Genomic DNA, 19,291 nt, shown 5'->3' with positions numbered 1-19,291 from the left:
TCCGGCCCGCCGGGCGCCCGGCGGGAGTCCGGCGGGAGTCCGCCCGTCTCGGGGCCGCGCGCTTCAAAATCACGTGTCAGGGCCGTGTGCCAGGACCGTATGCGTCAGGACCGTATGTGTCAGAACCGTGTGTCAGGACCACCTGTGGATGTGCGACTGGACCAGGTCGCGCAGTCTGCGCCGGTCCGCGACGCCCAGCTTGGCGTAGACGTTGGCCAAGTGGTACTCCACCGTCTTCACGCTCAGGTACTGCTCGGCGGCGATCTCACGGTTGGTCCAGCCCCGCGCCACCAGCCCGGCGATGTTCCGTTCCCGTTCGGAGAGGGTGCCCCAGATCTCCCGCACGGTCTCCCTCGGGCACGCCGGCTGGGGTGCCTCGCTCAGCAGCGAGCGGCACCGCTCCCGGAACGGCTCGGCGCCCATCCCCGCGAACCGGCGCTCCGCCGCCCGCAGATGCCGGCGCGCCCGGACGCTGTCGCCGGTGGCGAGGTGAAGAGCTCCCAGGTCCTGCTCGACCAGCGCCTTGTGCAGGACGGGATCGCCGCCGTCGGGCGGCACGGCCAGGGCGGCCCGGTAGGCGCCCACCGCGCCCTGGGTGTCCCCGGAGCGCGCCGCCATCGCTCCCCTGAGCCACAGCACCGAGACCGGTAACAGCGCGCCCAGCTCCTCGAAGGACTCCAGCACGCGCAGCGCCGAGCGGGCCCCGGCGAGGTCGCCGAGCCGCACGTGGGAGACGCCGAGCAGGGGCACGTAACGGGAGGCGTAGAGCCGGCTCCGGACGTCGCGGGCCGGCGCGTTGGCGCCGTCCAGCAGCTCCACCACGCGCGCGTGGTCCCCCGCCGGGAACTCCACCAGCGCCTCCGCGACGGCGAGGAACAGCTGCGGACTGCTGGAGTCCGCCCACGAGCCCAGCCCGTGCGCCGCCGCGAACTCGGCCCGCGCGTCGCCGAACCGGCCGCCGAAGGCGTGCAGCGCCGCCCCGGCACAGTGCAGCGCGAAGGCGTCGGCCGGCCGGCCCATCGTGCGGGCGGTGTCGTGTGCGACGGCGAGCGTGCGGAAGGCGCGCTGCCGGTCACCGAGGAAGAAGTGGCACCACACGCTGTGCGCCAGGGCGGAGACGGTGCCCATGCGCGGCGCCCCCGACATGCGCCGCCTGGCGGCGGCGTCGAGATCGGTGAGCGCTCCGGTCAGGTCGCCCGCCAGGCTGCGCAGCATGCCGCGCTGGATCAGCAGGTCGGTGTACGCCGCGGGCGCCGACGCGGGGGTGCGGGGCAGCTCGTCGAGGTGCCGCAGTCCCTTCGCCGGGCCGCCGTCGAGCGCGTGCCCGTGGGCCAGGTTGGCCAGTGCTCGGGCCCTCTTGGCCTCGTCGCCCGCGTGCCGCATGGCGAACAGGGAGGAGTCGACCGCCTCCCGCGCCAGCCCGAGCGCCGACTCCACGACACCCACATCGCAGGCCACGTCGCCGGCGCGGTGCAGTTCCCCGGCGGCCTCGAAGCCCTCGCGGGCGCGCCGCAGATACACCCGTGCGCGCTCGTCGCGCGCCTCGGCGAGACTGAGCAGCCCCAGCGCCTCGTCCCGGTCCGGCCCGTAGGGCAGCAGCAGCGCCTGCCCGAACAGCCGCAGGGCCTCGCGCCCCCGGCCGTCCGCGACCAGCCGCCGGATCTCCCCGGCCACGCTGCACGGCTCCCGGGGCTCGGCGCCGGGTTCGGTCCTGGGCTCGGCCCTGGGTCCGGCGCCGGGTTCGGCGCTGGATTCGGCCCTGGGTTCGGTCCTGGGTCCGGCAAGACGCCCGCGGCCCGGCGCCGGGCGTTCCTGCGCACCCGCGGGGGGCCGCTCACCCTGCCGCGCGTGCGGCGCCGGGCACCCGTAGGCGCCTGCCGCGCGGAGGGCGGACGTTGGCCGTTCCGCCAGCTCGACGCGTTCGACCTCCGGTGCCAGGAACGCCAGCCCGGTGTCCCACACCGTCCGCTCCGCGTCCCTGGTGCAGATCACCGTCAGGACGCGCTCGGTGTACTGGCGCAGCAGCGTGAAACCGAGGGCGCGCAGCGACTCCAGGTCCGCCGCGTGGGCGTCGTCGATCCACAGCAGCACCGGGCGCTCGTCCTGGAGGCGGCCGAGCAGCGAGGCCAGCTCCGCCCCGGCGGCCAGCGTGGACCTCGTACGGTCGCCGAAGGGCCGGCCGGTCGGCCCGCTCGCACCGGCGGCCAGCACCTGCCCGGTCAGGGCGAACGGACGCGGGGGAGGCGACGCGGCGACGCGCAGCACGGTGAACGCGTCCCGGACCGTCCTCGCCAGGTGGTCGACCAGCACCGTCTTGCCCGCCCCCGCCGGACCGGAGACCAGCACGACCCGGGACACCCCGCGGCCCGCGGCGTGCACCGCGCTGCGGAGGGTGGCCAGTTCCGCGCTCCGCCCCGGCAGGGGCGGGTCGGGTAAGCCGGGCACGCCCGTCCTCGTCACGGTCGCGGGCGGCGGGCACCGGCGTACGACCGCCGCCCGGCCCGCCGCATCGCGGCGCCATCCGCCGGACGGCCGGGGTACATGGCCGGACGGCCGGGGTACGTGACCGGAGGGCCGGGGCACATGGCCGGAGGGCCGGGGTACGTGACCGGACGGCCGGGGCACAGGGGACGCGGGCGTCCGGACCGCCGGTCCGGCGGGTCACCCGCCCGTTCCTCGGGGAACTCCATCGATGCGCCGCCCCACAACCCGCCTGCACTGGATCGAATACTTCCGGCCCGCGGCCGGGCCGCGCCGGCCGCGGAGCCCACCGGCCCCGGACAGGACCCGGGCCCTGTCCGGCACATCCCGCCCGGAGGGCGGCCCTGGGCATCGCGGTGGTGACGCGCCTTGACACCGACCCTAAGCGGGCGGCTCCGCACCCGGACGCCGTCGGGGCCAATCGCTCAGGGGCGATAAGCGGTCGGACGGCCGGTTGCCCGACCTGCGGGCCGTTCGCGCAGTGCGCCCGGCACCGATCGCCGGCCCGGTGACCCTGCGGGAGGCGGGTCCCGCGCGCCGATGCTGGCCGGGTGGGAGCAACCGTAGTGATACCGGACACCGACACCCTTGCCGTTCCCGGTGAGGAGGTGCGGCGGACCGTGCAGGTCCGGAACACCGGGACGGTCGTCGACCGTTTCGAGCTGGACGTCCTCGGCGAGGCCAAGGACTGGATCGCGGTGGAGCCCGCCCAGGTCAACGTCTTCCCCGACCAGTCGGTCGAAGTGCGGCTGGTGTTCACGCCGCCGCGCTCCCCCGACCTGCCGGCCGGCGAGGTGGTCTACGGGCTGCGCGTGATGTCCCACGAGGACATCGAGGGCTCCGTCGTGGAGGAGTCCACGGTCACGGTCGGCGCCTTCACCGACCACGGCGTCACCCTGCTGCCCACCACCCGGCGGGCCAGGCTCTCCGGTCGCTTCAACGCGATCGTCGACAACCGCGGCAACGCGCCCCTGCGGGCACAGCTCTTCGCCTCCGACCCCGACGCCAAGCTGGACTTCGCCTTCCGCTACGACGAGGTGGAGGTGGCGCACGGCAAGAGCGCCGTCGTCCCCCTCAAGGTCAAGCCCAAGGCGCGGATGTGGCGCGGCGCCGACGCCCCGCTGCCGTTCCAGGTGCTCTGCGTGGACGAGGCGGATGAAGCGGACGAGACGGAGCGGACGGCGGACGGGGCGCTGGTCCAGGCGGCGATCGTCTCCGACGGGGTGGCGAAGTTCGCGCTGGCGGTCGCCGCGGCCGTGGCCGCCCTGCTGGCCCTGTGGTTCTTCGTGCTCCAGCCCAGTGTCGAGTCGGAGGCCCGCAAGCAGGTCGCCGCGGCGACCGGTCAGGACCCCGACGCGCCCGGTGCCGGGGGCGGGGCGGGCGCCGGAAAGGGCGGCGGCGCGACGGCCGGGGCCGGCGAACCGGGCGCCACCGCCGGAGCCGGGACGTCCGCCGGCACGGGGGGCTCGGACCAGAGCCGCTTCCCCGCCCTCGGTGGCCCGGCCGGCGGCACCGGCGGTGAAGACGGCACGGGCGGCGAAGACGGCGCCGACGGTGAGGACGACAGCGGCGGCAAGGGCGGCAAGGGCGGCGAGGACGCGAAGCGCGGCCAGGACGGCACCGGCCGGGGCGGCATCGCCGGTCAAGTGCGGGCGGTGGACTTCCGTATCCCGGTGGACGCCGAGAAGTCGGACGCTTTCGTCACCGCGAGGTTCACCGTCCCCGAGGACCAGACGTACTACGTCACCGACATCATGTTCGAGAACACCTCGGGTGACATGGGGGTCCTGCGCCTCCAGCGCGGCGATTCCGTCCTGCGGGCGATGAGCCTGGACACCTTCCGGGACCGCGACGACCACTACGCCGAGCCCATCGAGTTCGGTCCGGGCACGGACGTGGTGCTCGCCGTCCGCTGCGACATGCCCGGCGGCCTGACGACGGGCACCGCGGCCTCCTGCACTCCCGCGGCCTTCTTCTCCGCCCGCGCCGTGACCACCCGGAGCTGACACCTGGCATCGACCGCGGCTGCGCGGCGACTCCGCGACTTCGAAGTACCGCAGCACCGAAGCACCGCGACTTCGAAGTACCGCAGCACCGAAGTACCGCGACTTCGAAGTACCGCAGCACCGAAGTACCGCAACTCCGAAGTACCGCAGCATCGAAGCCCTGCGATACCGAGGCCCTGCGACATCGAAGCCCTGCGATACCGAGGCCCTGCGACATCGAAGCCCTGTGACACAGGACCACCGGAACACCGAGAGGACGGTCATGGCCGGAGCACCCGCCGCGGCGCTGGGCGACAAGGTCGTGGGTGTGGACACCCACGTCGTGATGGTCCCCTCCCCCACCGGCCCCGTGGAGACGCCCACGGCGCTGCCCTTCAACGGCGTCATCACCGACGGCTGCTGCCGCACGGTCCTCATCGGCGGCAAGCCCGCGGCCACCGTCGACAGCACCGCCGTCAACACCCCGCCCCACCTGCCGGTACCGCCGGTCGGCGTCTTCAAGTCGCCACCCGGCAACAAGGGGACCGTCTCCCGCGGCAGCACGTCCGTCCTCATCGGCGGCAAGGCCGCCGCCCGCACCGGCGACCCCGCCACCACCTGCAACGAACCCGCCGTACAACACACCGCTCAGGTGGTCGCGGTGTCCAACGTCCTCATCGGCTAAACCCTGCGCGGGATCGAAGCGTGGACCTGTCCCCGGTTCTTGGTAGGCTCGGCGGGAGAGGAAACGGGGAGCTGTCCCCGATTATCCAGGGAGTCACCATGCGCGCAGACCACCTCACCGAACTCACCTCCGCCGCCCCGGACTTCTTCGCCGACCCCTATCCCGCCTATCAGGCGCTCCGCGCCGAAGGCCACGTCCGCCGCATACGGATGCCCGGCGGCGAGGCGGTCTGGCTGGTCCTCGGGTACGACGCCGTCCGCGCCGCGCTCGGGGACGTGCGGCTGCGCAACGACATCCGGCATTCCTCGGAGTTCGACAGCGACGGCGGTTACGCGATCGGCCGCAACATGCTCCAGGTCGACCCGCCCGACCACACGCGGCTCCGCGCCCTCGTCTCACGGCAGTTCACCGCCCGCCGCATCGCCGGACTGGAACCGCGCGTCCGGCACATCTCCGCCGAACTCCTCGACGCCATGGCCCCGGCCGGCGGCGGCGACCTCGTCGACGCGTACGCCTTTCCGCTGCCGATCACCGTCATCTGCGAACTCCTCGGCGTCCCGGCCGCCGACCGCGACGCGTTCCACCGCTGGTCGAGCGCGATCGTCGCCGTCACCGACGCCGAGGCGGCGATGGCCGGCGCGGCAGCGATGACCGAGTACCTCACCGGGCTCATCGAGGAGAAGCGTCACCTCGCCCCGGGGGAGGACGCCGACCTCCTGCACGCCCTCGTCCGTACGCACGACTCGGACGGGGGGGATGGTGGGGACGGCGCTGAGGGCGGTGAGGGCGGTGGCAGCGGTGACGGCGGTGACCGTCTCGCGCCCGACGAACTTCTCGGCATGGCCTTCCTGCTGCTCGTCGCCGGGCACGAGACGACCGTCAACCTCATCTCCAGCGCCGTCCATCTGCTGCTCCGTCACCCGGACCAGCTGGCCGCCCTGCGGGCCGACCCCGGGCTGCTGGAGGGCACCATCGAGGAGACGCTGCGCTACGAGCCGTCGGGGCAGATCGCCGCGTACCGCTACACCGCCGAGCCCGTGACGCTGGCCGGTACGCGGATACCGCAGGGCGAGCGCGTCGTGCTCTCCCTCGCCGCCGCCAACCGCGACCCGGCGCGCTTCGCGGACCCCGAGCGCTTCGACATCCGCCGTGATCCCGTCGCGAACCGCGCTCAGCTCGCCTTCAGCCACGGCATCCACCACTGCCTCGGCGCGCCGCTCGCCCGGCTCGAAGCGTCCGTGGCGCTGCCGGCGCTGCTGGAGCGCTTCCCGGACCTCGCCCTCGCCGACGCGTCCGCCGCCCCCGAGTGGCGGCCGAGCCTGCTGCGCGGGCTGCGGACGCTTCCTGTGCGCTGGTGATCGCCCGGTGACCGCCTGAGGGTCCGCCGGACCGGACCTCGGCGGGACGGACCTCGGCGGGACCGGACCTCGGCGGGGGCGGAGGTCCGGTCCGTGCGGGGCGTCCGTGCGGGGCGTTCGGGCGTGGCGTCCGGGCAGGTGGGAGGTCCGGGCGGGTCAGCTGGTCTGGCCGGTGGGCATGATGGTGACCTGCTGGAGGTTGGCCCGGGGCGGGAGCGTCGCGATGAAACCGATGGTCCGCGCGATGTCCTCCGGGGTGAGCCACTCCATGCTCTCCTTGGAGCCCTCCAGCCAGTCCAGGGCGCCGTCGTCGGTGACGTGATCCTGCAACTCGGTGCCCACGATGCCGGGCTCGATGGCGGAGACGCGGACGTTCTTCGGGCCGAGTTCGACGCGCAGGTGCCGGGACAGGTGGGTGACGTACGCCTTGGTGCCGGAGTAGACGGCGAAGTTGGGGAAGATGTTCTGCGCCGCGATGGAGGCGGTGTTGATCAGGTCGGCCACACCGCGTTCGCCGGCCGACTTCACCAGCTGGGGGACGAACGCGCCGATGACGTTCATCAGGCCGCTGATGTTGAGGTCGATCTGCTGCTGCCACTGGTCGGTGCGCCGCTCCTCGATCGGGGCGGGGAGCATGACGCCCGCGTTGTTGAACAGCAGGTCGGCGCCGCCCAGCTCGGCGTCGACCCGGTCGGCGGCCGCCTGGACCGCGGCGGGGTCGGTCACGTCGGCGGCGATCGCCACCGCCGTGCCGCCGTCCTTGTCGATCCGGGCGACCAGCTCGTCCAGGCGCTCGGCGCGGCGCGCCAGAACCACGACGGTGGCGCCCAGCGCGGCGAGGTGTTCGGCGGAGGCCTCGCCGATGCCGCTGGAGGCACCGGTGATGACCGCGGTACGGCCGGTCAGGGGCTTGGCGGAGGTTGCGGTGGACATGAGGCGCACCTTCCAGGAGTAAACGGAAATGAACAGGATCAAACGGGGCGGAGGGGGCCCGGAGGCCAGGGAGCCCGGAGGCCAGGGAGGCCGGCGGCCCGGAGACCGGCCCGGAAACCGGGGACCAAAGGGTCGAGAACCGGTAGACCGGAACCGGGAGGCCGGGACCGGGAGGCCGGGACCGGGAGGCCGGAGACCGAAGGCCACGGGCTGCCCTCTCCTCTTCCAGGACACCACCGCACCGGCCATCCGGCAGCCCGGTAGCGGGCCCTGCGAAGGCAGGTACCGGCAGGACCACCCACAGCCGCCTGCCGGCCTCACCGACTGGTCACACTGGGTTCATGGACCGAAGCCGCGAGATCGCCGACTTCCTGCGCAGCCGGCGCGCCCGGGTCACCCCCGGCCAGGCCGGACTGCCCAGCGACCCCCGTGGGCGGCGCGTGCCCGGTCTGCGCCGCGAGGAGGCCGCCCGCCTGGCCGGGGTGAGCACCGAGTACTACACCCGCCTGGAGCAGGGCCGCGCCACCAATCCCTCGCCCGAGGTCGTCGAGGCGCTCTGTGAGGCCCTCCGGCTCGACGCGTCGGAACGTGAGCACCTCACGGACCTCCTCGCGCGCCCCACGGCCGCCCGGCGTACCCCCGCCCGCCCGCAGCGCGTCCGGCCCGGCCTGCACCTGATGCTCCGGACCCTGGAGCACGTGCCCGCCTTCGTCCTCGGCCGGCGTACCGACGTCCTGGCCGCCAACCGGCTGGCCCGCGCGGTCCTCACCGACTTCGACGCCCTGCCGGTCCGGCAGCGCAACCTCGCCCGCTACTACCTCCTGGACCCGGTGGCCCGTGAGCGCACCGGCGACTGGGAGCGCATCGCCGCGGAAACCGTCGCCACCCTCCGCCTCGAAGCCGGACGTTATCCGCACGACCGTCAGCTCGCCGACCTCGTCGGTGAACTCACCCTCCATTCACCGGAGTTCACCGCCTGGTGGAACGACCACCGGGTGCTGCGCCGTACGCACGGCGCCAAGCATTACCGCCATCCCCTGGTCGGGGACCTCTACTTCTCCTACGAATCGCTACAGCCTCCCGGTGACGGGGACCAGACCCTGTGCGTCTACAACGTCGAACCTGGTTCACCCACGCACCAGTCCCTCCAGCTCCTCAGCAGCTGGACCGCCACACAGGCGGAGCCGGCGCCGCACCAGTCGGCACCTGGCGGCAGGGGCGTGCCGGACAGCTGACCCGTTCCGGGGCCTGTGGTGGCCATACGGTCCGTCCGGGGGCTACCCCCAGCAGTGTTGTCCTGCCTGCCGCATGGGCAGCGCGCCCCGGCTCAACAACCCTTGTGCCATGACGACTTACTCCCGCAGAGCCCTTGTTCTCGCCCTCTCGGCCGCAGGCGTCGCCGCGACCCTGACTGCCGTGGTCACGCCGGAGGCCGCCCACGCCGGAGCCCCGGCCGTACCCGCTCTCGACTGGCGACCTTGTGCCGAGCAGGCCCGGACGACCGACCCCACCGCCGCTTCCACCGCCGCTTCCGCTGCTGCTTCCGCTGCCGCTTCCGGTGTGGCCGCGTCGGCGCCCGCGTCCGCGCCCGTTCAGGAGTGCGCCGAGCTGCCCGTACCGCTCGACTACCGCGATCCGTACGGCCCTCAGCTCACCCTCGCCGTGTCCCGCCTCCGCAGCGAGCGGCCCGAGGCGCGGCGCGGGACGCTGCTGTACATCCCCGGCGGGCCCGGCGGGTCCGGGGTGCGGCAGCTGGGGCAGAAGGGGGACGCGCTGCGGAAGGCGATGGCCGGCGCGTACGACCTCGTCAGCTTCGACCCGCGGGGCGTGGGCGGCAGTACGACCGCGAGCTGCGACCTCGACGCGGAGGACCGGGACCTGGTGAACCTCCGCCCCTGGCCGGGGCCGGACGGCGATATCACCGAGAGCGTCGCCCGGTCCCGCCGTATCGCCGATGCCTGTGCCCGTAACGGCGGACCCGTGCTGCGCAGCCTCACCACGGCGAACGAGGCGCGCGACATCGACCGCTTCCGGCAGGCGCTGGGCGAGGAGAAGCTGTCGGCCTGGGGTGTCTCGTACGGGACGTACGTCGGGGCCGTGTACGCGCAGAAGTACCCGCGGCACACGGACCGCTGGGTGCTGGACAGCAGCGGCGACCCGGACCCGGCCCGGGTCGCGCGGGGTTGGGCGGCGAACATGGCGGTGGGCGCGGACGACCGGTTCCCCGACTTCGCGGCCTGGGCGGCGGATCCGGCCCGGGAGGAAGAAGAGCCGGGGCTTCGGCTGGCCGAACGGGCCCAGGACGTACGGCCGTTGTTCCTCGCGCTCGCGGCGAAGCTGGACCGCGAACCGAAGGAGTCGACCACGCCGGGCACCCCGCTGACCGGCAACCGGCTGCGGCAGGCGCTCCAGAACGCCCTCTACAGCGACGCTTCCTTTCCCCAGCTGGCGCGGATCATCCGCGCGGCGACGGACCCGGCCGGAAAGCCGGTCCTGCCCGCCGACCTGGCGCAGCCGCTGCGGGACGAGGACGCGGCGGTGACGGCCGCGGTCATCTGCAACGACGTGCGCTGGCCGGATTCCGTCCCCGCGTACGAGCGCGCCGTGGCCGCCGACCGCGTCCGGCACCCGCTCACGGCCGGGATGCCGGCGAACGCCTTCGCCTGCTCCTTCTGGAAGGACGCGCCGGTGGAGAAGCCCACCCGGATCACCGCCGAGGGCCCGTCCAACATCCTGATGATCCAGAACCTCCGTGACCCGTCGACCCCGTACTCCGGCGCCCTGAAGATGCGCGAGGCCCTCGGCGACCGCGCCAGGCTCGTGACGCTCGACCACGGCGGGCACAGCGTCTACCTGGGCAACGGCAACGCCTGCGGCGACCGTACGGTCACCGAATACCTCACCACGGGGCGGCGCCCGGCGCGGGACACGTACTGCGCGGACTGAGTGCACCGCGCCGCGCGGACTGAGCGGACCGAGCCGACCGAGCGGACTGAGCGGATACGCGGGGAAACCATGGGGCACCCCCGCGTGACCGGCCGCCGGTGACCGGCCGCCCGTGACCAGCCACCGGTGACCGGCCACCCACGGGTATTGGAGACACGGGCCCATGACGGTGAGCCCGCCAGGCCCTAGAGTGAGTGCCTTTCATCGCGCTTATGGGCAACGCTGGTTGGGGGACGCGTGTCTGGGTTCGGTGGCGTGCCCGCGTACGGGGGATCGGCTTCGGCGCCCGGCGGGGGACGGCGGGAGTTGCCGCGGGCGCTCGGTGCGGCGCGGTCGCTGGTGTATGTCCTCTTCGGGGCCACGGTGCTGGGCGGGCTCGGGCTCTTCGGGTCCGCCATCGCGGCCGACGCGCTGGGCGGGGAACTCCTCGGCCTCGCCCTGTACGCCGCCGCGCCCGGGATCGTGGGCCAGCTGCTCGCGCGGCGTGTCCGGAGCGGTGGCGTCGGGGTGTGGGGCGGCCTCGTCGCCGTACAGCTGTGGCTGATCCTCGGTGGGCTGACGAACGTCGGTGACGGGTCGGGGCACGGCTTCACCCAGTTGTTCCTGCCGGTGCTGATCCTGTGGTTCCTCACGCGGCCGGAGAGCCGCGAGTGGTTCCGGCTGCCGGATCGGGAACGGGATCAACGGCGCCGGGGCAGGCCCACGTTCTCCCTCTCCCTCTCCCTTTCCCGCCTGACCACCCGGCGGCGGGACCGGGGGCAGTCGGCCCTGGAGTACGCCGGGCTCATCACGCTCGTCGCGGCGATCATCGTGGCGCTGGTACTGGGCGGCATCAGCGGGCGCATCGCGGGTGGCCTCCAGTCCGCCGTCTGCTCCATCACGGGTACGGCGTGTCCGTCTCCCGGTGACGCCGGTGAAAGTGCCGACGCCGCCACGGGCGGTACGGGCGGCTCCACGGGCGGTACGACCGGCGGCTCCAACGGCGGCGAGTCGAACGGCGGGTCGACGAGTGGGTCGACGAGCGGTTCGACCGGCGGGTCCTGGTACCCCGCGACCGACGGGCCCGGCCGCGCGGGCGACACCTACCCCGAGTCCGGCGCCGAGCCCGAGGCCGAGTACGACGTCCCCGCCGTCGCCACGGACCCCGACGCGAACGGAGAAGGCGACGGCGAGGAAGAGGACTGCGGCGGCTGGGGCTTCTTCGGCTGCGCCTGGGACCGCGGCACCCAGGTCGTCAAGGGCGTCTTCGTCGACGGTGTCTGGGGCGACCTCACCGGCATCGGCGACCTCTTCACAGCCGAAACCTGGTCCGGCATGGCCGACTACGGCCGTCAGCTCGGCGATCAGTGGCTCCAGGGCTCCGAGGACGCCACCGACAAGTGGAAGGACGGCGACTACCTCGGCGCGCTCGGTGACTGGGGCGGCGCCTCGCTCGACACCGTACTGACGGTCGGCGACGACGTCTTCGTCGGTGACGAGGTGCGCGAGCGCTGGAACAACGGGGAGAAGACACGCGCCGTCACGGACGTCGTCTGGAATGTCGGTTCCCTCTTCATCCCCGGCTACGACGTCGCGAAGGTCGTCGGCAAGGTCGGCAAACTGGGCAAGCTCGGCAAGGTCGCCGAGGACGTGGCCAAGGCCGCCTCGGACGCGGGTGACGCGGCGCGCCGCGCCCGTAAGGCCGCCGAGGCGGGGGACGTCGAGGGCGCCCGCAAGGCGGCGAAGGAGGCCGACGAGGCGGCGGACGCGGCCGAGGACCAGGCACGGAAGACCGGCTGCGTCATCGCCTCGGGGCTCTGGTCCCCCCGGTCGCTGTACGGGTTCAACGGTGTGGCCGGGTCCGGCACCGGTGTGCTCGCCGGGAGCGGCACGCACCGCGTGATCCTCGCCGAAGCCGGCTGCGACGAGGAGGCCAAGGCCAAGGCGAAGGAGGCCCGCGACCAGGAACGGGCCGCCCACCTGGCCCAGAAGCGGGCCGAGGAGCCCGAGCGCGCGGCCAAGGCCGAGCTGGAGAAGAAGAAGTGGCCCGAGCCCGCGCACGGCGATACGTCCGACCCGCGCAACTACAACCCGCCGGACTGGGCCGGGGATCTGAAGTCCCCGGACCTCGGCTCCGCCGACAAGGGAGACGGCTTCTGGGCGAGCCGCGACCGTAACCCCAAGCCCAACTGGAAGAACGAGTCCTGGCTGCGCTACCAGGAGCAGATCACCGGTACCGCACGCGGCAAGGAGTACGTCGTCCCGCACCCCAAGGAGGGCAAGCCGGCGGTGGAGTACGACGGTTGGGACTCCGGCAGGCAGACCTTCCTGGAGGCCAAGAACGGCTACGACAGCTACCTCTCCAAGACCGACAAGGGCACGCTCACCGAGTCCGGCAAGCAGAAGTTCCTGGCCGAGGCGCGGGGGCAGGTCGAGGCGTCCGGCGGCCGGCCCGTCGAGTGGCACTTCTCCGATCCGGACGTCGCCAAGGCCGCCCGCAAGGCGTTCCGGGAGGAAGGGCTGCCGATCAAGGTCGTCCACACGGGACAGAAGCCGGCCGGCGGCCCCAGGAAACCCGAGGCGTTCGGCTAGCTTGGCCGGGCGAGGCCGGGCCGGTGGCCGGGCCGACGGCCGGACCGGCCGACGGGAAGCTCGGGAAGCTACGGAGGGCAGGACATGCGACGTGTGGTGCGGGGCTTCTGGGGGCCCCGGGAGGAGTCGGCGGAGGAACTGGCCGGACGGTGGAAGCCGACCCTGGACCGGCTTGCCGGACTGCTCCCGGTCGCGGGCTCCGACTCCGGCTCCGGCTCCGACTCCGACTCCCGTCCCGCTGGCTCCCGTCCTGCTGGCTCCCGCGACCTCGGCTCCCGCTCCGGCGGGGACGTACCACTGACGTCCCCGTGGACGTGGCGTAACGTCACCGCCTCCGGGCCCGCCGCCGAGCTGCGGCCGGACGAGGCGTCCCTGCTCGCCGCCCTGCGCGCGGCACAGGCGGCCGACGGCTGGTCGGACCGTACCGGCTGCGCCCTGCGCCTCGTCGCCGAGGGCGCGCCGGGCTGGAAGATCGAGGTCAGCGGCCTGGCGGGCGGTACGCCCGAGTTCCTGCTCCAGTCGATGGTGATCGGCGTCAGCTCCCCGGACGAGGCCAGGACTCCCGGCGCCGAGTTTCCCGACGCCGAACTCCTCTCCATCGTCGCGGAGTTGTGGGATCCCGACTTCGGCGGTGTCACCGATGACGACGTGCTCGACGCCCTGGAGGACGACGCCGGTTTCGCCCCCGACGAGCCTTCGGTCGGCTGGATCGGCTATCTCTCCCCGGGGCGCGCCGCCCTGCTGCCCGAGGACCTGGCGGCGGCGGCCCGCAAGGACGTACGCGGCGGAGGCGCGCTGCTCGTCCTCGCGGCACGCGGCGACATCGAGGACGTACTCCGTGCCAACCTGTGGCTGCGGGAAGCCGGGGCGCTGCGACCGCTGCCCCGCCCCATGGACCGGGCCGCCCTGTGACCGCACGGGCCGGAGAGGTGTTCGAGACGGGCCGCGCCGTGTCCGACGTCGAGGCGCTGCTCGTCGCGCCCGTACCGACCGCCGGGCCGACGGCCGGGCCGACGGCCGGGCCGACGGCCGGGCCGACGGCCGGCGGGACGGACGTCGAGGGGGATCCGGCCACGGGGGAGTGGACCGCGACCAGCGGGGCGGGGTTTCGGATCGTTCCGCTCTGGGAGAGCGAGGACCTCGTCGGGGTGTACGGGCCCGAGTGGAACGAGGCGGAGGAGGCGGCCGAAGAGCAGCTGGCCCGGCTCGTCGCGGAATTGGACCGGCGGTGGGGTGCTCACCGGCGGGTGTCCATGCGGGTGCCGCTGTTCCGGAAGCAGGCGGGCGCACCCATGCCCGCGCTGTTCCAGGCGCTGTGCGACGCGGACTGCTTCGGCGATCTGACCGTATGGGGACCGCTCTCCGCGGACCCCCGGTGGATCGCGGTCTCCGTCAACCAGAGCGACGGCGACGCCCCGATGATCATGACGGCCGTCGTCAGCGACCGGCCGATCACGGAGCTGGACGATCAGCCGAGCACCTGATCCGTCGCCCGATCCCTGTCGGTGGCCGGACCCCCGAGCGGTCGCCCGATCACCGATCACCGATCACCGATCACCCGGCCGGTCGGCCGGTCGGCCGAAGGCGTCGGTGCGGCCTGACCTGGCCTGATACCCGTCGGGTATGACAGACGGCGCGCCAGGTCTTGGACTGTCGGCCCCCTTCGCGAGCAGAGTCGGTAGTGCCGAATTCACCACGGAGAAGGTTCACCACCGTGGTTCACCAGCCGGGAAGGGAGCGATCATGAAGGTCTTCGTGACGGGAGGGTCCGGCTACATCGGCCGGGCGACGATCGAGGCGTTGGTCCGGCGGGGAAACGAGGTCGCGGCGCTCGTCCGCAGCGATGCCTCCGAGCGGGTCGTGACCGGTCTGGGCGCGAGCGCGGTCCGTGGCGGGCTGACCGACGTGTCCGTACTCCGTGAGGCGGCGCGGGCGGCGGACGGTGTTCTGCACCTGGGCCAGCACGCCGGTCCGGATTCCGCCGAGGTCGACCGCGTAGCCGCCGAGGCGATGCAGGACGGCGCCGGGCCCCGCCCGTACGTGCACACCGGTGGGGTGTGGGTGTACGGCGACACCGACGGGATCGTCGACGAGGACGCACCGCTGAAGCCGCCGAGGCTGACGGCGTGGCGCTTGGACAACGAGAAGCGCGTTCTCGCGCGAGCGGCCACGGGCGAGCGGCCCGTGGTGGTGATGCCGGGGCTGGTGTACGGCCGGTCGGGCGGGCTGATCGAGATGTTCTACGCGGCTCCCGGGCGGGAGAAGGGCGCTGTCCCGTGCGTGGGGGACGGGTCCAACCACTGGTCGCTGGTGCATGTCGAGGACCTCGCCGAGCTGTACGTGCTGGCGCTGGCGGCCCCCGCCGGATCCGTCTACGCGGGCGTCAGCGACCAGACCCCCACCACGCTCCAGGTCTCCGAGGCGGTCAGCCGGTCCATCGGGCGGCCGGGCGCGATCCGGCATCTGACCATCGACGAGGCGACGGAGGAGATGGGGCCGGTCGCCGAGGCTTTCGCGCTGGACCAGCGGCTCACGGGCGCCCGCGCGCGCCGGGAGCTGGGCTGGAAGCCCGTACGGCTGGATGCGCTGACGGAGCTGTCCGGCTCCTGACGGAACCGGGCGTGCGCCCGCCGGCCTGAGCACGCGCCGCCGCCCGGACCACCGCCTACGCCCGCCGCCCGCCAAAGCCGCCAGCCGAAAGCCGAAAGCCGCGAGCCGCCGGCCGCCCCGAGCACCGTCGCGCACCGCTGGCTACGCTCGGATGACGGAGCGGCCGACGCGACGTGGAAGGAGCAGCCCGTGGCCCTCGATCTCGATCTCCGCAAGCTGCGGTACTTCGTCGCGGTGGCCGAAGAGCTGCACTTCGGACGGGCCGCCGAGAGGCTGCACATCGCACAGCCGGTGCTCTCCCGGCAGATCAAGGCGCTGGAGAGCGAACTGAAGGTCCAGCTCTTCGCCCGCGACAAGCGGGCCACCGAGCTGACCTCCGCCGGCCGGCAACTCCTCTCCGACGCGGTGCCGCTGCTGGCGGCGGCGGAGGCCACCCGCCGACGCCTGGCCCGCGCGGCAGGCGGGACGGAGACGTTCGCCATCGGGTTCATGCCCGGACTGATCGTCACCGGTGCCGTACGGGAACTCTCCCGCCGCTATCCCGACCTCGCGGTCGAGGTGGTCAGGACCGGCTGGGGCGATCAGGCCGAGGTGATCCACGACGGGCGGGTCGACGTCGGCTACGTACGAATGCCCCTGGACCGGCACCGCCTGCGCACGCGGAACCTGCTGACGGAACCCCGGGTGGCGGTGCTTCCCGCGGACCATCCCTACGCGCACAAGGGCGTCCTGAGCGTCAACGACCTCGCGGACGAGCACCTGTTGCAGGATCCGGACGCCGTACCCGAGTGGCGCGACATCGCCACGGAACTCTCGACCGAGGCCCCCGCGGACCGGCGGACCACACCACCGCCGACCATGACGGTCGAGGAGAAGCTGGAGAACGTCGCGGCCGGACGCGGTGTGGTCATCCTGCCCCTGTCGACCGCGACGTACTACACGCGCCCCGACGTCACCCACGTCGAGATCTCCGACATCGCCCCCAGCCAGGTCTGCCTGGCCTGGGAGAGCAGCCGACGCAGCCCGCTGATCCACGAATTCGCCGCCATCGCCGCGGAGCACGACGCCACGGGACACCGCCAGTGACAGGTGGGATCGGCGTCCGTCCGCGGGCCGCAGCCGCTCACCTCAAGACGACACACCCACGCCGCGCCAACACGTCGAGCAGCCGGGGCCGGGGCCCGATGTCGTTCCAGCGTGGATCCAGGGCGCGCGTTTCCGCCGGAGCAGACAGGTCGCCGATGGTGTCCGGGAGACGGGTGAGGCGGTTCTCGCCGATGTTGGGATAACGCGACGCGGTGAGCCGCCCCAGCGACACGGGAAGCTCTGTCAGCCGATTGCCGTGAAGGCAGAGGCATCGCTGAGCGACATCAGATCGCCCCACTCCTCCGGCACCTTCCCGAGCGCCTGCCGCCAGAGATCGAGCGTCGCCGTCATGCCCTCGGCCCCTGCTCTCGTCAAAAGATTCCGTCCACGATCTCCTCGTACATGCGGTTCCACTCCGATGCCTCTTCGGAGAAGGGGAGCCGGTCGAAGGAATCGACCCTTGTACGCAATTCCTCTGGTGACAGGTCCTCGTTCTCCTCCCGCTCCTCGCAGAATCGCTTGAGTGTGATGAGGGATCGAACGAGCGACTCAAGGTCACGATGGATCAGGATGGGCTTGCCGTCACCGTCGTAGGAGAAGGAGTAGATGTGATCATCCGCGGGATTCAATGCCGCGGCCGCGCAGGGGAAGTGCCCCACGATCAACCATGACCTGCATTCCTCCGGAACGTCGAAACCGAGATCCTCGTCGGCAGCCCACGAGCCGACGTACACGGACTCCTCGGCCGCCTCCCCGTCCTCCTCGGGACCGCCTCTGGAGATGAAGAAGTAGTCGTTCGGGACCCCGACGCGACTCAGAAACGACGACGCCCGAACAGACAACGGTGAGGGCTCCGTCTCCGCATACGGGAAGAGCACGACGCCCTCCAGACCGAATGCCGCAATCACGTCGCCCGCGCCGATGGATTCGCTGCTCATTATTCCTGTCCCCTGCTCGGGCCGCTACTTGCCATGATTTTTCTTCAACCCCGCTATGTAGTCGGAGTGTGATCCGTTCCGCACCTTGCCGTCAGTGACGGACGAGTCGTAATCGGCGGAATGGAGCACGTTCAGCGAGGGATTCTTCGACGCGAAATATTTGTCCAACCAGCGTTCGCAATTGGTCCCCTTTTGGCAGGGAGCCCGTTCCGTGAATACTGTTTGTAATCCGGCTTCCTTTCCTTTGTTCATCAGAGGGTACCCGATCGACCGTTCCGAATGGAGACCCTGCTGGCTATAGCCCACGAGGATCAAACGCTTTCCCGTGCTGGGGTCGACATAGTAGCCGGAGGCGTAGTTGTTGCTTGTTCTGTAGTCGTCCCGCGCCTTCCGGGCGAGCTGGGTGGCGTGTCCCAGACGGTCGTTGTAGGCGTTGACTTTGGTTGAGGTCACCTTTCCCGGATGCTTCTGCGTGATCTTCGTCTGGTCTCTCTCGACTTTCGCGCTCGGGCGCCACGCCTTTCCGTTCGGCTGAAGCAATCCTTGAATGCCGGAATCGTCCGCGGCGTCGACCGGCTTCAATTTTCCGCTGGAGGTGAGTTCCTGCACGCTGCCATCCTTGGCGAGCAGATACATGGGAACATCGTCTTCACGTCGCAGCTTTTTGTAGTCGCACGGGCCGATACGGTCTTTGATGTCCTTGTCGGTACTGTCGTTGCTCCGCTTCGTCTTGTCGAGGCCGGTGACATTCTTCTCCAGCTCCTTCGACATTTTGACCGTTGTCGACTCGACCTTTTCCTCTGCCTTGTCGATGGCCGTGCCGAATTTCGCGAAACGGTCGTCCTTCTTCGAGACGAGACTCCGCTTCTCTCGCTTTCCGTCGAACTTCGACTTCTTGTCCTTGAACCGGCCGTGTTCTTTGCCGAGTTGATCGATCGCATCGGCGAACTCGGCGAACTCGATCCACAGGTCCTGTCCCATGGCGTCGGAGCCCTTGGGGAGCAACTTGCCCTCGGTGTCGCGCCCCCCAGAGCCGACTTCGTCGTCGAACAGCCCCTCCAGCTTGGACAGCACTTGTGCTTCGATCTTCTCGACCGCGAGATCGACGAGCTGCTGGACGAGGAGATCGATAGCCTCTCTGACAGCCAGCTTGAGCGCGGCGGCGGCAGCCGCGCCGATCAGCGCGGTGAGACCCCCTGTGAAGAAGGCGGCAATCACACTGCCGGTGATGGTCGCGGCAGCGGCTGTGAGGTCGGCGATGATGACGTACTTGCAGGTGCTGACATAGCCGGCGCCCGTATCCATCGCGTCGGCGAGTATGTCGACCGCTGACGCGAGGTTTTTCATGTCCTGGCCGGAGACCTTGCCCCAGCGCGTCGTGAAGGCATCCACCGCGACGCCTTTGCTCTTGCCGGCGGTGATATTGCTGCACGCTTTGTTGGCGTCGCGGACGGTATCGAGCAACTCCTGCGAGAACTCGCGGTACTCGCGCGCCGTGTCGCGCAGTTCATCCTCGTCCAGATCCGGCCAGTCGATGCCCACCAGCTCAAGGACATCGCGCAGATCGTCCGGCAGCGTCACGCTCATTCAGACCCCCGTCTCGAACGCGTGATAAATGGATCACTCGATCGAGCGTACCTGGATATGACTGAGACTCAACTGCCTTGCTGGGTAGGGTTGCTGAGAGGGCGTTGTGAA

The 19,291-nt window shown here is 71.8% G+C and carries 14 protein-coding genes; 10 read left to right on the top strand and 4 right to left on the bottom strand.

The genetic code is table 11. From position 1 onward, the window contains the following. Positions 1 to 132: 132 nt before the first annotated feature. Positions 133 to 2,445 carry an AAA family ATPase gene (locus tag ACIOGX_RS12420; RefSeq protein ID WP_401912535.1) on the bottom strand — a complete coding sequence of 771 codons (2,313 nt, stop codon included), beginning with the start codon at positions 2,443 to 2,445 and terminating at the stop codon, positions 133 to 135. A gap of 587 nt (positions 2,446 to 3,032) precedes the next feature. On the opposite strand from ACIOGX_RS12420, the gene ACIOGX_RS12415 reads away from it, so the two are divergent. The 3 genes from ACIOGX_RS12415 to ACIOGX_RS12405 all read left to right on the top strand — a co-directional run bounded on the left by ACIOGX_RS12415 (position 3,033) and on the right by ACIOGX_RS12405 (position 6,509). After that, positions 3,033 to 4,487, top strand: a complete 1,455-nt coding sequence (locus tag ACIOGX_RS12415) for a hypothetical protein (RefSeq protein WP_401912532.1) — start codon at positions 3,033 to 3,035, stop codon at positions 4,485 to 4,487. Positions 4,488 to 4,749: 262 nt separating this feature from the next. After that, the gene (locus tag ACIOGX_RS12410; RefSeq protein ID WP_401764100.1) at positions 4,750 to 5,151 is read left to right on the top strand and encodes a PAAR domain-containing protein; all 402 of its coding nucleotides are present in this window, start codon (positions 4,750 to 4,752) and stop codon (positions 5,149 to 5,151) included. A gap of 98 nt (positions 5,152 to 5,249) precedes the next feature. Next, on the top strand, positions 5,250 to 6,509 hold the full coding sequence (locus tag ACIOGX_RS12405) for a cytochrome P450 (RefSeq protein WP_401912530.1): 1,260 nt from the start codon (positions 5,250 to 5,252) through the stop codon (positions 6,507 to 6,509). A 156-nt stretch (positions 6,510 to 6,665) separates the two neighbouring features. On the opposite strand, the gene ACIOGX_RS12400 is transcribed toward ACIOGX_RS12405, so the two are convergent. Continuing rightward, entirely contained in the window at positions 6,666 to 7,442 is a 777-nt protein-coding gene (locus tag ACIOGX_RS12400; protein ID WP_356517696.1) for an SDR family oxidoreductase, read from the bottom strand. A gap of 341 nt (positions 7,443 to 7,783) precedes the next feature. On the opposite strand from ACIOGX_RS12400, the gene ACIOGX_RS12395 reads away from it, so the two are divergent. The 7 genes from ACIOGX_RS12395 to ACIOGX_RS12365 all read left to right on the top strand — a co-directional run bounded on the left by ACIOGX_RS12395 (position 7,784) and on the right by ACIOGX_RS12365 (position 16,655). Beyond that, on the top strand, positions 7,784 to 8,677 hold the full coding sequence (locus ACIOGX_RS12395; protein ID WP_356517694.1) for a helix-turn-helix transcriptional regulator: 894 nt from the start codon (positions 7,784 to 7,786) through the stop codon (positions 8,675 to 8,677). Positions 8,678 to 8,786: 109 nt separating this feature from the next. After that, entirely contained in the window at positions 8,787 to 10,388 is a 1,602-nt protein-coding gene (locus ACIOGX_RS12390) for an alpha/beta hydrolase (RefSeq protein WP_356517692.1), read from the top strand. A gap of 237 nt (positions 10,389 to 10,625) precedes the next feature. Next, positions 10,626 to 12,959 carry a Tox-REase-5 domain-containing protein gene (locus ACIOGX_RS12385; RefSeq protein WP_356517690.1) on the top strand — a complete coding sequence of 778 codons (2,334 nt, stop codon included), beginning with the start codon at positions 10,626 to 10,628 and terminating at the stop codon, positions 12,957 to 12,959. An 84-nt stretch (positions 12,960 to 13,043) separates the two neighbouring features. Further along, the gene (locus ACIOGX_RS12380) at positions 13,044 to 13,871 is read left to right on the top strand and encodes a hypothetical protein (RefSeq protein ID WP_356517688.1); all 828 of its coding nucleotides are present in this window, start codon (positions 13,044 to 13,046) and stop codon (positions 13,869 to 13,871) included. Next, positions 13,868 to 14,443 carry a hypothetical protein gene (locus ACIOGX_RS12375; RefSeq protein ID WP_401912524.1) on the top strand — a complete coding sequence of 192 codons (576 nt, stop codon included), beginning with the start codon at positions 13,868 to 13,870 and terminating at the stop codon, positions 14,441 to 14,443. Before ACIOGX_RS12380 ends, ACIOGX_RS12375 begins: the two co-directional genes overlap by 4 nt. Positions 14,444 to 14,702: 259 nt before the next feature. After that, positions 14,703 to 15,569: an NAD-dependent epimerase/dehydratase family protein gene (locus ACIOGX_RS12370; RefSeq protein WP_356517684.1), complete on the top strand. Its 867-nt coding sequence runs from the start codon at positions 14,703 to 14,705 to the stop codon at positions 15,567 to 15,569. A gap of 189 nt (positions 15,570 to 15,758) precedes the next feature. Further along, positions 15,759 to 16,655 (top strand): LysR family transcriptional regulator, encoded by an 897-nt coding sequence (locus tag ACIOGX_RS12365; RefSeq protein WP_401912520.1) that lies wholly within the window; start codon positions 15,759 to 15,761, stop codon positions 16,653 to 16,655. Between the two features lie 371 nt (positions 16,656 to 17,026). On the opposite strand, the gene ACIOGX_RS12360 is transcribed toward ACIOGX_RS12365, so the two are convergent. Both ACIOGX_RS12360 and ACIOGX_RS12355 read right to left on the bottom strand, forming a co-directional pair. Continuing rightward, positions 17,027 to 17,593, bottom strand: a complete 567-nt coding sequence (locus ACIOGX_RS12360; RefSeq protein ID WP_401912517.1) for an SUKH-4 family immunity protein — start codon at positions 17,591 to 17,593, stop codon at positions 17,027 to 17,029. A 24-nt stretch (positions 17,594 to 17,617) separates the two neighbouring features. Beyond that, a complete protein-coding gene (locus ACIOGX_RS12355) occupies positions 17,618 to 19,180 on the bottom strand; it encodes a nucleic acid/nucleotide deaminase domain-containing protein (protein ID WP_401912514.1) in 1,563 nt (520 codons plus the stop codon). Positions 19,181 to 19,291 lie beyond the last annotated feature (111 nt).

The organism is Streptomyces sp. NPDC088147, from assembly GCF_044741565.1.
Taxonomy (GTDB): Bacteria; Actinomycetota; Actinomycetes; order Streptomycetales; family Streptomycetaceae; genus Streptomyces.
This window is presented reverse-complemented; position numbering and strand designations above follow the sequence as displayed.

What these genes read in the sequence shown, in the direction of transcription:
- ACIOGX_RS12410 (WP_401764100.1), top strand. Translation starts at nt 4,750, where the DNA reads ATGGCCGGAGCACCCGCCGCGGCGCTGGGCGACAAGGTCGTGGGTGTG.
- ACIOGX_RS12405 (WP_401912530.1), top strand. Translation starts at nt 5,250, where the DNA reads ATGCGCGCAGACCACCTCACCGAACTCACCTCCGCCGCCCCGGACTTC.
- ACIOGX_RS12400 (WP_356517696.1), bottom strand. Translation starts at nt 7,442, where the DNA reads ATGTCCACCGCAACCTCCGCCAAGCCCCTGACCGGCCGTACCGCGGTC.
- ACIOGX_RS12395 (WP_356517694.1), top strand. Translation starts at nt 7,784, where the DNA reads ATGGACCGAAGCCGCGAGATCGCCGACTTCCTGCGCAGCCGGCGCGCC.
- ACIOGX_RS12390 (WP_356517692.1), top strand. Translation starts at nt 8,787, where the DNA reads ATGACGACTTACTCCCGCAGAGCCCTTGTTCTCGCCCTCTCGGCCGCA.
- ACIOGX_RS12380 (WP_356517688.1), top strand. Translation starts at nt 13,044, where the DNA reads ATGCGACGTGTGGTGCGGGGCTTCTGGGGGCCCCGGGAGGAGTCGGCG.
- ACIOGX_RS12370 (WP_356517684.1), top strand. Translation starts at nt 14,703, where the DNA reads ATGAAGGTCTTCGTGACGGGAGGGTCCGGCTACATCGGCCGGGCGACG.
- ACIOGX_RS12360 (WP_401912517.1), bottom strand. Translation starts at nt 17,593, where the DNA reads ATGAGCAGCGAATCCATCGGCGCGGGCGACGTGATTGCGGCATTCGGT.
- ACIOGX_RS12355 (WP_401912514.1), bottom strand. Translation starts at nt 19,180, where the DNA reads ATGAGCGTGACGCTGCCGGACGATCTGCGCGATGTCCTTGAGCTGGTG.